This window comes from Lactiplantibacillus plantarum (assembly GCF_014131735.1).
GTDB classification, from domain to species: domain Bacteria; phylum Bacillota; class Bacilli; order Lactobacillales; family Lactobacillaceae; genus Lactiplantibacillus; species Lactiplantibacillus plantarum.
The window spans coordinates 1,278,689-1,291,036 of the sequence record NZ_CP039121.1 but is presented as its reverse complement, the minus strand read 5'-3'; the positions used below and the strand labels follow the sequence as shown (position 1 = coordinate 1,291,036).

General features: G+C 45.2%; 11 protein-coding genes. 6 read left to right on the top strand and 5 right to left on the bottom strand.

Annotated elements, in window-relative coordinates; translation table 11 throughout:
- Nucleotides 1–125: 125 nt before the first annotated feature.
- The 6 genes from E5260_RS05900 (at nucleotide 126) to E5260_RS05875 (ending at nucleotide 6,891) form a co-directional block, all read left to right on the top strand.
- Nucleotides 126–983, top strand: coding sequence for an ABC transporter ATP-binding protein (locus E5260_RS05900; protein WP_003643164.1), 858 nt, complete (start codon nucleotides 126–128; stop codon nucleotides 981–983).
- Nucleotides 980–1,717, top strand: a complete 738-nt coding sequence (locus E5260_RS05895; RefSeq protein WP_003643165.1) for an ABC transporter permease — start codon at nucleotides 980–982, stop codon at nucleotides 1,715–1,717. Before E5260_RS05900 ends, E5260_RS05895 begins: the two co-directional genes overlap by 4 nt.
- A gap of 20 nt (nucleotides 1,718–1,737) precedes the next feature.
- A complete protein-coding gene (locus E5260_RS05890) occupies nucleotides 1,738–1,905 on the top strand; it encodes a hypothetical protein (RefSeq protein WP_003643166.1) in 168 nt (55 codons plus the stop codon).
- A gap of 398 nt (nucleotides 1,906–2,303) precedes the next feature.
- A complete protein-coding gene (locus tag E5260_RS05885; protein WP_003643167.1) occupies nucleotides 2,304–5,255 on the top strand; it encodes a YhgE/Pip domain-containing protein in 2,952 nt (983 codons plus the stop codon).
- Between the two features lie 503 nt (nucleotides 5,256–5,758).
- Entirely contained in the window at nucleotides 5,759–6,139 is a 381-nt protein-coding gene (gene mscL, locus E5260_RS05880; RefSeq protein WP_003643168.1) for a large-conductance mechanosensitive channel protein MscL, read from the top strand.
- 104 nt (nucleotides 6,140–6,243) lie between these two features.
- A complete protein-coding gene (locus tag E5260_RS05875; protein ID WP_003643169.1) occupies nucleotides 6,244–6,891 on the top strand; it encodes a deoxynucleoside kinase in 648 nt (215 codons plus the stop codon).
- A 181-nt stretch (nucleotides 6,892–7,072) separates the two neighbouring features.
- Here the strand turns inward: E5260_RS05875 and E5260_RS05870 are convergent, their stop codons facing one another.
- Genes E5260_RS05870 through E5260_RS05850 form a run of 5 tightly spaced genes read right to left on the bottom strand, consistent with a single transcriptional unit; the run spans nucleotide 7,073 to nucleotide 12,011 of the window.
- Nucleotides 7,073–7,759 carry a glycerophosphodiester phosphodiesterase gene (locus tag E5260_RS05870; protein WP_024971601.1) on the bottom strand — a complete coding sequence of 229 codons (687 nt, stop codon included), beginning with the start codon at nucleotides 7,757–7,759 and terminating at the stop codon, nucleotides 7,073–7,075.
- A 20-nt stretch (nucleotides 7,760–7,779) separates the two neighbouring features.
- A complete protein-coding gene (locus E5260_RS05865) occupies nucleotides 7,780–9,132 on the bottom strand; it encodes an ABC transporter substrate-binding protein (RefSeq protein ID WP_003643171.1) in 1,353 nt (450 codons plus the stop codon).
- The gene (locus tag E5260_RS05860; protein ID WP_003643172.1) at nucleotides 9,129–9,971 is read right to left on the bottom strand and encodes a carbohydrate ABC transporter permease; all 843 of its coding nucleotides are present in this window, start codon (nucleotides 9,969–9,971) and stop codon (nucleotides 9,129–9,131) included. Before E5260_RS05860 ends, E5260_RS05865 begins: the two co-directional genes overlap by 4 nt.
- Nucleotides 9,971–10,936, bottom strand: a complete 966-nt coding sequence (locus E5260_RS05855) for a carbohydrate ABC transporter permease (protein ID WP_003643173.1) — start codon at nucleotides 10,934–10,936, stop codon at nucleotides 9,971–9,973. Before E5260_RS05855 ends, E5260_RS05860 begins: the two co-directional genes overlap by 1 nt.
- Nucleotides 10,911–12,011, bottom strand: coding sequence for an ABC transporter ATP-binding protein (locus tag E5260_RS05850; RefSeq protein ID WP_024971603.1), 1,101 nt, complete (start codon nucleotides 12,009–12,011; stop codon nucleotides 10,911–10,913). The genes E5260_RS05855 and E5260_RS05850 overlap by 26 nt, the downstream gene beginning before the upstream one ends.
- Nucleotides 12,012–12,348: the final 337 nt, after the last annotated feature.

The following is a 12,348-nucleotide window of genomic DNA, read 5'->3' as shown; positions in this document are numbered from 1 at the left end:
CCATTCGGCCCCAATATGCCCCATTACACCTTGATTTAATCACATTCGACGATTGCTCCAGTAAACTAGATTTTGTAGAAGCCACTACGCTTCCAAATCAAATTTAAAGGAGTCAGCGATCAACGATGACAATAAAAAATGCAATCGAAGTGATTAACATTGCCAAATCATTTCAAAATACGACCGCGCTGGACCAAGTTAGTTTTACCGTCCAGCCAGGTGAAATTTTTGGCTTTTTAGGTCCCTCGGGATCGGGAAAAACAACCACCATTAAAATTCTAACCGGACAATTATTACCAACGAACGGTGAAGCCTACGTCCTGGGTCAGTCTGTCCAAGCATACGACGAACACCGCTATGAAAAAATCGGCATCGTCACGCATCAAAGTGGGCTTTACGACAAATTATCGGTATACCAAAACCTACTATTCTTCGCGAAAATGTTTGGTGTCCCGGTTGCACGTGTTGATAAGTTACTTGAACGAGTTGGTCTCAGTCAACATAAGAAAAAACTCGCTGGTAAGTTATCTCAAGGTATGCGTCAACGGCTAGTTCTGGCCCGAGCAATTCTTCACCAACCGCAAGTCTTGTTCCTCGATGAGCCAACCAGTGGTTTAGATCCCCGCACGACCCAAGCAATTCACGCACTGATTAGGGAATTACGCGACCAGGGTACAGCGATTCTGCTAACGACTCATGATATGCTGGAAGCCACTCGTCTCTGCAATCGTGTCGCCTTACTCAACGCTGGCCGCATCGCAGAATGTGCAGCCCCACAAGCATTGCAATTAAAATATAATCGCGACCAGCAGTATCGCGTCCACATTGCATCGGCAGCGCAAGATTTGTTACTCCCCGCATCTCCTGAGACGACCTATCAGATTAATCAGTGGATGCTTTCTGGGCAACTTGAGACGATTCACTCGTGCGAGCCGACCCTTGAAGATGTCTTTTTAACCGTAACTGGAAGGAGCCTAAAATGAGTTTATCAGTAACCAAAATAAAAGCCTTATTCGGTCTTAAATTAAGACTGATCATTTCAAATATGAGTCTAATGACTGCCCCAATCATGGCCATTTTGTACGTCGTTTTCATGAAGAGTATTATGCAAAGTAAAGCACCATCACACGTCGCTCTGATTTCCCTATTACTGGGAATGGGACTATGCTTTAATATCGTTATGGGTGGCATCATGATGACGAGTTATCCCTTAGCCGAAGAAAAAGAACACCATACGTTACGTGTCCTAATGACCTCTTCCATTACCGGGCCCGAATTTTTTATCGGTAGTTTATTGCCACCACTAGCTATTATGACTGTAACCAATTTGATACTGGTCCCCCTAAGCGGCGCCAGTTGGTCGCAAATTCACTTAGGAAACTTTTTATTGATTACTATTATCACTAGTTTAACGAGTCTCGTGCTCGGATACATTATTGGTCTGATTGCTAATAGTCAAACTCAAGCAGGCGTCTACAGTATTCCAATGATGCTGATTTTAAGCCTGATACCGAATTTCGAACAGTTCAATACCACCCTTAAATCCTTTAGCAGTTATCTGTATAGCAGCACGCTTAATCACTATATTACCGCCTCGTATACCACTGGTGGCTTTTCATGGACGCTTCGTGAGGTACTGACGCAACTCGGATGGCTCGTGATTACCTGTGGCATCTTCTTCTATGCCTACCGTCGTCACGGCCTTGATAATGACTAAAATTTAGGAGGTTTTCAATCATGTCAACTTTAAAAATCGGAACGACCGTCAAGTTACCAAAACCATATTTGGGAATTGTGGGAACGATCATTGCCTACTACGCAGCTAAAGATCAATACTTAGTTCGGTTTGGTGTTAGCCAACAACTCTACTTCAAACCAGATGAACTAATTGTCTGGAAATCTTAACTGCTTATCTCATACCAAGCCCCTTACTTTGAAATATCATGGTAAGGGGCTTCTTTTCCACGTTCGGACAATCCCGCAGCCGAATCGACGTTGGCTATGTTATAGCAATTGCCGCTCAGCCTAGAAGGTGTATGTAGGACGCACATTTACTGATGACCAGTAACCTAACTAACACATTTTTATCATAATTGATGACAGCTCAATTCATGCTATGTATACCCATAATATTTTTAAAATCATAACTTACCCTTAATTTTAAACCCCACTTGCACTCAAAATGGGGTTTAAACCCCACATGCTGTCTTGATGATGTGGTGCTATTTCTGAAACCTGTTATCCTCTTTAATGCACACACGGGGTTTCATACAAAATAGACAATTAAGGGAGCGCAAGTAAAGATGATTAAAGCAGAATGGGCGTATATGCGCAAACACAAACTAATGATTATCGTCATGGCAATCATTATGTTCATTCCATCAATTTATGCCGTGACATTTTTACGATCAATGTGGGATCCATACGGTCGGTTAAATAATTTACCTGTAGCCGTCGTCAATCATGATCAGCCAGTCACGTACCAAGGGAAGCATCTCAGTGTTGGGCGCAATTTAACAACGAATTTAAAAAAATCTAGCGCTTTGAAGTTTCAACAAGTCAACGCAAGTCAGGCACAAGCTGGCTTGAAAAATGGTCGCTATTATATGGTGCTCACGATTCCAACCAATTTTTCGCGCCACGCGACCACCTTACTCAATCACCAACCACAAGCCATGGTGCTACATTATGATACAAGTGCTGGACATAACTTCGTCGCTAGCAAGATGGCCGATTCGGCGGTCACTTCGATTCGGTCATCCGTCGCCCAAACGATTACAACGAGCTATGCCAAAACGATGTTTGCCGCTATCAAACAACTTGACAGTGGCCTCAAAACAGCTGCTACTAATAATCAAAAGCTAGCCACCGGTGGTCAGCAGCTCCAAACTGCCAACCAAAAAATCGCCACCAACCTGGACACCCTCGCAACTAGTTCGCTGAAACTAAAACAAGGGAGTCAAACACTGACGGTCGGTTTAAACCAATATCTTAATGGCATTTCACAACTACAGGTGGGTAACCAAAAAGTAGTTGCCGGTCTAACACAACTGCTCGTCAAAAGTAATCAGTTAGTTGCTGGCATGGCTCAACTCAACACCGGGGTTCAAACTTTAAATCAAGGTGTTGATCAATACGTTGCTGGCGCCCAGCGAGTGAATACTGGGACTGTCAAAGTCAATACTGGTGCCCATCAGGTGGCCAGTGGCACGCAACAATTCAGTAGTGGTACCGCTCAACTGGCGACTGGTACGCAACAACTTAGTTCCGGTTTAAACGCTTATGCGGCCGGTGTCGGCAAGGTCAACACTGGTGCCAACAAGCTTAGTCAAGGTGCTAATCAACTACAAGCACAGACCGCTCAGTTAACGGCTAAAACGACGGCCCTAACGAGCGGCTCAAGTCAGCTAACTACTGGCATCCAGACACTAGGTCAGAACAGTCAGTCCCTCACCATCGACTTGCAAAAATTGCAGACGCAACTTAAGCAACCAACCAACAATCAAGCCACGATTAGCGCAACCGTGGCAGCGCTGAAAAAGCAGGCTGCTGGTACCGACTTATCGTCCGTTAAAACCGCGCTAAGTGCGCTGACATCGGCTATTAAAACTAGTGCGGCGCTTCACGACAATGTCGCCGCAACCGCTAACAGTCAAAATTTGACTGCGGCACAAAAATCAGCCATTTTGACAACGGTTGATCAATCCGCTAACCGTGACGCCATCAACGCCGCCCTTGCGAGTTTAACCACGGCCATCGCCCAGTCGACGCAACCGGCTCTAGATACGACTGCTTTGACTAGGGCCCTCAGCGCCACGACTCAACAGCAGGCTGACCTTGTCTCCACGGTCACCCAACTCACTACCGGTGCGCAATCACTGACGACCGGTATTCAATCTGCTGGTAACGCGGCTAACAAACTGAGGACTAGTCTAACCCAGCTGAACACGGTCCTACCTAATCTCACTAATGGCATTGGGGCCGTCACTACTGGTGCGACAAACTTGGCTAGCGGAACAACAACGCTCACAACTAATAGCCAGCAGCTCACCCAAGGCTTTAAAACACTGGATGCTAACACCAACTTGCTCAATCAGAGAAGTCACCAACTGGCTACGGGTGCGGGGCAAGTTGCCGCGGGTTCTCAACAGCTGACCGCGGGCACGCGTCAACTCAGCACCCAGGGCAACCAGCTAACACAAGGTGCCAGCCGCGTGGCTACGGGTCTTCAATCTGCACAGACCAACCTACCCAGCTTAACAACTGGCATCTCACAGTTAGTTACGGGCAGTCAACAAGTCACCACTGGCTTACATCGACTCGGCACAACGGGTATTGCACTCGCTAATGGCAGTCAGCAACTCACTAGTGGCAATGGGCAATTAGCCACCGGAGCTCAGCAACTAGCCGTGGGTGCTAACCAAGTTACAACCGCTGGTAATAAGATTCAAACTGGTAACCAAGCATTAGCGACCAAATTAGGAACGGCCGCAAGCAAGGGGAATCTCAATCCATCAAAACTGACGTATCAACAAGTTGCCAAACCCGTCACTACAACTCACCAGGACCGTGATGATGTACCAAACAACGGTACTGGTATGGCGCCGTATATGTTAAGTGTCTCGTTATTTGTCGGCGCGCTCGCCCTCAATATGATGTTTGATATGTATACCCCACGCAAACACCCGCAATCGGCACTGGATTGGTGGAGTAGCAAGGCCAGCATCATGCTCGTCTTTTCAATCATGGAAAGTACGATTATGCTCGGCTTGATGATGTTAATCAACGGACTCAGCCCGATTCATCCGTTTGCCACTTGGTTGTTACTCACGCTAACGGCGCTACTCTTCATGACGATCGTCGCTTGGCTTAACCTTGTCTTCAGCAAAGCTGGCGCCTTCTTCAGTATGGTACTACTAGTCTTACAGCTCGGTGGTTCAGCCGGAACGTATCCAATTCAGCTGTCAGGTCACTTTTTCCAAACAATCCACCCGTGGTTACCAATGAGTTACAGCGTCAACGGCTTGCGGCAGACCTTAATGACTGGTAATTCTGCTCTTCCTGAGATGGGCGTCTTAGCACTGATTCTAATGCTGTTTATTGCTCTGACCTGGTTGTTCTTTATCCGTCGTTACCCTCGGCTGGCTCAAATTGACTTTGAAGACCCCGTCGCCGTCAAAGCCACTCAGAGTAAGTTAGCCACGTTGGTTCGGCGAAAGGCTCAAGCTAAAGCATCTGACAATAAGACGAATTAGTTATTTGGATTTATGATCTCGAAACACTGCCAAAACGACTTTCTCTATATCAGAGAGAGTCGTTTTTAGCAGCTAACTAAGTTGACGACTTTACCCAAATGGTGCTGTTAATTCTGATTCGCTGGTCAACACCTTAACCTACTACCATATTATTAGTATTCGTGAAAATCCCTACTAATATTGAAACGACTTCCCCATCACTTGAGACTGCTTTTCACAGACTCATTTTGACCGGATGTCACACACGCTAAGTCACCTAACTTGTCAGTCAACAGCCCAACTAGCTAAAACCATTAACTAGTCTCAAATGCACCACAACAATCATTCAGAACAACATTAAGTCACTATCCAAACAAAACTAATCATGATACCACCTCAAATTAGTATGGGTATGCTTTAGTTAGGGACAAGCTTACGGTTAAATTAGATTGGTATATTGATTGAGTCAGCGTTTGATTTTGGCTATACTGTTAACAGTCAATTAATAAAGGAGTGCGAGTCGCATGATCAAAGAATTCAAGGAATTTATTGCCCGCGGTAACGTGATTGATTTGGCCGTTGGGGTTATTATTGGGTCCGCTTTTACGGCCATTGTTAAATCGTTGACAGACAACTTAATTAATCCACTGATTGGGATTTTCTTAGGCAAAGTTGATTTATCCAATCTAAAGTTCAGTATCGGTGATGCTACTTTTAAGTACGGGTCCTTTCTAAATGCCATCATTAATTTCTTCATCGTCGCCATCGTCGTTTTCATTCTGGTGAAAATTATTAATAAAGTGGTTAAAAATGAACCAGAAGAACCCGAGGAAGAAGAAGTCGATGTTTCCGCGCAATATCTAGAAGAAATTCGTGATTTATTAAAGGAACAGGCTAAAAAATAAATGAAAATAGCTCCCAAGCAAATTTTTCATTAAAAGTCTATATGGTATTAAAACTTTTTTTGAGATACAATATATTGTGCAATTTTTTATAAAGAGGGGCTATCATGGTGATAATAACAGCAGGAATGATTGGGGTCGGCAAAACCACGTTAACGGGGTTAATTGCTGACCACCTTGGAACTAAGGCATTTTACGAACCGGTTGGCGACAACCCCGTATTGCCACTTTATTATTCGGATCCTAAGAATTACGGGTTCCTATTACAAATCTATTTCCTCAACAAACGTTTTGCAATGATCAAGAAGGCATTGGCCGACGATAACAACGTCCTCGACCGCTCCATCTATGAAGATGCCCTCTTCACCAAAGAAAACAACGCTGAAGGAAACATCTCTGATACTGAATTGAATGTTTACTTGCAACTACTAGACAATATGATGACCGAATTGACTGAACTGCCTAAGAAGGCACCAGACTTGATGGTCTACTCTGAAACTGACTTCGATACGATTCTTTACCGGATCAAGAAGCGTGGTCGCGACTACGAACAGTTCGACCACAACCCTGAACTGGAATCTTATTACTATAAGATGTGGACCGCTTATCGGAAATGGTACGATGAATACGATGCTAGCCCTAAAATGAAGATTGATTTACAACAGTACGACTTGGAAAAACCTGCTAACCAACAAGCAGTGCTAGCTCAAATCGATTCTGAATTAGGTAAGATTCGCAATCCAACCACAGTTTAATTAATCATGCTAAAAGCGCCAGTCCCCATTATCGGGACTAGCGCTTTTATTGCGCACAATCTAGCGAGCAAACAATACAGAAACTTCTTAATGACTCGCGACCAGCTAACTAGGTAGCGCGGGTAGTGTCGCATTACCAAACGACAATCTTTGAATGCCGCACTAGCACAATTGCGCTCGATTACATGGCTGCCCGGACTTGTTGGGCTAACTCAAAGTTATTGGTAATCACCGCATTGACCGAGGCTGCGAACAATTGTTGCATTACGCTTGGCTCATCCACTGTCCAAACCCGTTCAGCAACATGGTGTACAGGTTGATAGTGTTCAAGATGCACCCCTTCTAAGTGTTCGTGAGTCGCAAACTCATCCGGATTACCCAGACGCGCTGAAGTCAAAAAAGCATATTTCTGGCTGGCATCAATGGCGTAGGCCCGCTGTAAGCTCTTCAGATTAAACGACGAAAAAACGACCGGATAAATTAAGTCAGTCTGCCGGACCATCCGTAGCACAATCCGCTCGATATCAAGATAATAGTGTCGATCAGTCTTCAACTCAAGGTTCAAGTGAACGGGCTCCCCACTCACTAAGTTTAAAAATTCTTGTAAGGATGGGACGGGCTCTCCATTTGCTAATTCAAATCTACGCAACTGTTCGAAGGTCAGATCCGCAATAGCCCCTTGCCCATTAGTAGTTCGATCGATTCGTTCGTCATGCATAATCACTGGTATTTGATCCTGGGTAAGATGGACGTCAAACTCTAAGCCATCGATATGATGACTGATGGCATACGCAAACCCAGCTAGCGAATTCTCAGGAAACTTAACGGGAACGCCCCGATGACCATAAATCAACGACATATTTGGCACAATTCTTCAACTCTTTCCAATTAATGACGACCGTTTGCACGGTTATTTGATTCTAACACTTTATTGTACGTATTTTCAGCCGTTTGCAACGATTGTCGAATATCTTGGCCTGCAAAAATCTGCTGCATCGCCGTTTGAATCGCCGTCCGTGCGGGAACCCAACCATCGACAAAGACACCTGAGTTCGTATTATTAGGCTTCGTTCGTAGCATCTGATTACCAGAAACTTCTAGGACCGGCGACTTCTTGAATAGTTTTTTCAGCGTTGGCTCGTCCTTAGCCCCCTTATTAACGGCTAAATAACCAGTCTTGGCTTGCCAATCGGCTTGCGTCTGTGCGCTAGCGAGAAACTTAGTGAATTCCCACGCGCCATCTTGGACCGCGCTTGGTTTATCGTTCGCAATCCAAAGTGCCGCCCCACCAACTGCGATTCCGTTGGCTCTCTGACCATTCGGCCGTGGGAAATATGTGACACCTAGATCATTTTTGAGCACTTGATACAACTGACCCGTGTTCGCGGACGATTGCATGAAGATACCCAAATGGCCTGCCAAGAAAGAAGCTGCTTCATTTGCAGCAGCATTACCACCCGAACCAAAGTTCATAAAGTCACCATAGTCAATATTTTCTTTAACCCACTTCATCGCATTGATCGCCGCGGGACTCGTAAAGTCGACCTTAGTCGCATTGCCAGTATGACCATTATCATGATTGGCAACGGGAACACCTGCGTTAGCGACTAGCTGCTCGAATAGCCACGAATAGGCCTCCATTGTCATTCCCTTGACTTTGCCGTGGGATTTGTCGTGGATGGCCTTAGCGACTCGCGTGATATCATCGTAAGTCGGATCCACTGGTGGCGGCGTAATCCCGTACTGACGCAAGACCCTCTTATTATAATAAAGCGCCGTTTGCGATGCATTAAACGGCATTGCTAGCAATTGATTGTCGCGCATCACGATCGCCTTGGCGCCCGGAATGATTTGATCAGCATCGTAATGGTCACGGTCAATAAATTTCTGCATCGGTGTCGTGAAACCACTGTGATACATCTGACTGGTGGAAATATCCATCGATTGAAATAGCGCTGGTGACGCGGCCGTCCCATGCGTATTCAAGATTTTTTGAATGACGCCATTATAGCCACCCTCAAACTCGGCTACAACTTCATACTTGGACTGTTGGTGATTAAACGCTTTAACGTAGGCGTCAATCGCTTGTTGACCAGGACCTTTCATCTCATGCCAAAACACCACTTTAATGCGACTACTATCCGCATGGACACGGGTCCGACTATAAGCGACCCCACCCACTACCAAGAGGACAACCATCATACCGGCTAGCCACTGCCACTTTCGCGTTATCTTCATCATTTCACCGAACCTTCATTCAATCCAGATTTAAAGTAGTGTTGCCCCCAGAAAAGGACAATCAATGTTGGAATCACCACGATGGCGGCACTCGCCTGAACGAGTCCCCAATTCGTAGCGGTTTCCTCCGAATGCAATTGCCGCAATCCATCTTGGACCGGACGTAGCCGATTTGAAAACGTGGTCAGCATTGGCCATAAATATTGGTTCCAGCTTCCTAAAAAGCTGTAAGCAGCTAGCGTCAATAAACTAATCCGTGAGTATGGTAAGGCAACGCGACAGTAAAATTGCCAGTGTGAGAGACCATCAACATCAGCGGCTTCCTTTAAGTCTCGTGGAATTTGCAGAAAGGCTTGACGTAACATGAAGATACCAAAGGCCGAAGTTAAGAACGGGATAACCATCACCGCATAGTGATTCAACAAGTGCATCGCACGGACCGTGTGAAAGTTCGGAATCACTTCAGCTTCAAATGGTAGCATCATAGTTGCCAAGACCAAGTAGAACAACGCATCCCGATACTTAAATTCTAAAAACACAAAGGCGTAGGCGGCAATTGATGCAAAAAACAGATGAGCAATCATCTGAATGATCGAAATCACTAAACTGTTAAATAAGTAGCGAAGAATGGGTGTTTTGGTAAACGCATCCTGATAGTTCTGCCAAGAAAGGGTTCCGCTCAGTGATCCTTTCGCAATAGTCGTCGTTGGTAAAAAGCTGGTCCACAACCCTAAAACAAACGGTAAAATAATGACTAACGTTAATGTAATTAATAACAAGTACCGGAATCCGATACCGATTCGATGTCGAATCAGGGCTTGAGTAGCCATTGTATTTTCCATTAGTAATGCACCCGCTTTGCTAAAAGTTTGAATTGGATTACCGTAATCGCTGCAATAATGATTGCTAGTATGATCGATTCCGTGCTAGCAAGCGCATAGTTACCATCAACGAAGGCATCCCGATAAATACGGTAAACTAATAAGTTGGTGGCGTTCGTAGGCCCACCCGCAGTCATCAAGTCAATCAATCCGAAACTCTTGAACGCTGAGATCAACGTAATCACCGCCGCAAAGAAGAGTGTGGGGGAAATCATTGGCAACGTGATATGGATGAACTGATAACGCCGACTGGTCCCCGCCACATCGGCCGCATCATATAAGGTTTTAGGCACAACTTGCAATGCCCCAAAAAAGATCAGAAAAGTAAATCCGAGGTGCATCCAAACGCTCGTCATAATAATCGCCACCATGGCCCAGTGTGGCTCCGTTAACCAATTAATTGCCGGTAAGTGCATCCAGATGGCCACCTTATTCAACAAGCCCACGGATGGATTAAACATGAATAACCAGAAAATTGCGGAGACCGAGACAGACACTCCCATAGTCGAGGTAAACATAGTTCGAAATAGCTCGATACCCCGAACCCTTTGATTGGCAGCGGCCGCTAACAGTAACCCTCCAATTAACGTGAACACCGTCACACCCACGACATAGATTCCAGTGGCTTGCAGACTAGCAAGATAACTCTTAGTCGTCAGCAAATTAAGGTAATTTTGCAAACCAACAAAGACGGTTGGTTCACCAAGACTATTAGTCAAGAAAAAGCTTAGATACAAGGTGCGTAACATTGGATAGAAAACAAAAACACTGAGGGCGAGTATTGAGGGCCCAAGAAATAGCCAAGCATAATATTTATCATTACGCTTTAATTCAAAACTGTCGGTCTGCACAGTTGCTTGGTCATGCGCATCTGGCGATTGTTTCGGCTTAAGGCGTCGCTTAATCGACGGAAACGAGTTGATCACTAGTAACACCCTCCTCTTCAGCAATCAATTGTTCGTGCTCATCAAAAATGAAGATCTTACCATTAACGGTTACATTCACCCGCTGCTCAAGTGGTAATTGGACCTGACCAGATTGTGCAATTCGCAATGCCGTCCCGTTATCAGCCTGCACTTCGATAATCGTCATCTCGCCCAGTGTCTCGACATTCGTAACCTTGCCATTACCGCGCTCATCAGTAACTGGTACTGCGTTTAGCTGATTAGGTCGGATACCAATCGTATAGCTCCCCGCGTTTAATGGTTGGTTAAGCGCAATCTGAAAGCCCTCCGCGACGTGTAAATTACGAGCGGTTTTCGTCACCACTGGCAGTAAATTAATCTGTGGCGTACCGAAAAATTCAGCGACGAAATGATTAGCAGGATGATTATAAATATCTAACGGTGTATCAATCTGCTGCACGTGACGCTCATTTAACACCATTACGTGATCGGCCATGGTCATCGCTTCAGTTTGGTCATGGGTGACATAAATCAATGTCAATCCGAGCTTACGTTGCAGTTCGCGAATTTCGGTCCGCATTTGCACGCGTAGTTGCGCATCAAGGTTTGATAACGGTTCGTCCATCAGGCAAACCTTAGCATCACTGGCAATCGCCCGAGCCAAAGCCACTCGTTGCCGTTGACCACCAGATAGTTCGCGCGGCTTGCGGTCACGATAAGCCGTCAAATTGACCATCTTCAACGCGGCATTGACCCGACGCTCGACTTCCGCGGCCGGCATTTTTCGTGCTTGTAAACCAAACGCAACGTTGGCAGCCACGTCCAAAAAAGGGTACAAGGCATAACTTTGAAAAACCATTGACAGCTTTCGATCTTTTGGTGGGACTGCATTCATGATCTGACCATTGATGGCCAGCTTTCCACTAGTAATTGGAATAATACCGGCAATCATCCGCAGCAGCGTACTTTTACCACAACCGGATGGCCCAACAATCACGAATAACTCTCCGTCTTGAATCTCGGCATTTACATCGTTTAAAACTGGCTGTTTCGCCTTATCATACGTCTTTGTGATGTTCTGCAAGGTAATTCCCATATTCATATCCCCTCGACCTTTTATTTGTAATTTATTAGATTACTCTTTAATCATGCCAGACCAACGTATCGGGAATGTTGGCATAATGTAAAAATAACGTATGGGTTATGTATTTTTTTCATAAACAGCGCCCCACCAACAAATTCGGAGTGAATAAAAAATAGTTGTTTCGAGAATTTGTACATTCTCGAAACAACTATTTAGTCTGTGTCCTACCAGTTAATCTGTCATGGATGATAACGGTCCACCTTGAGTCGGTTTTCTCTGTGTCCGATATCGAGCTTGAAAAAGCCGCTCAAATGTTTATCTGGACACACTATCGGATGTCCTAAAAATT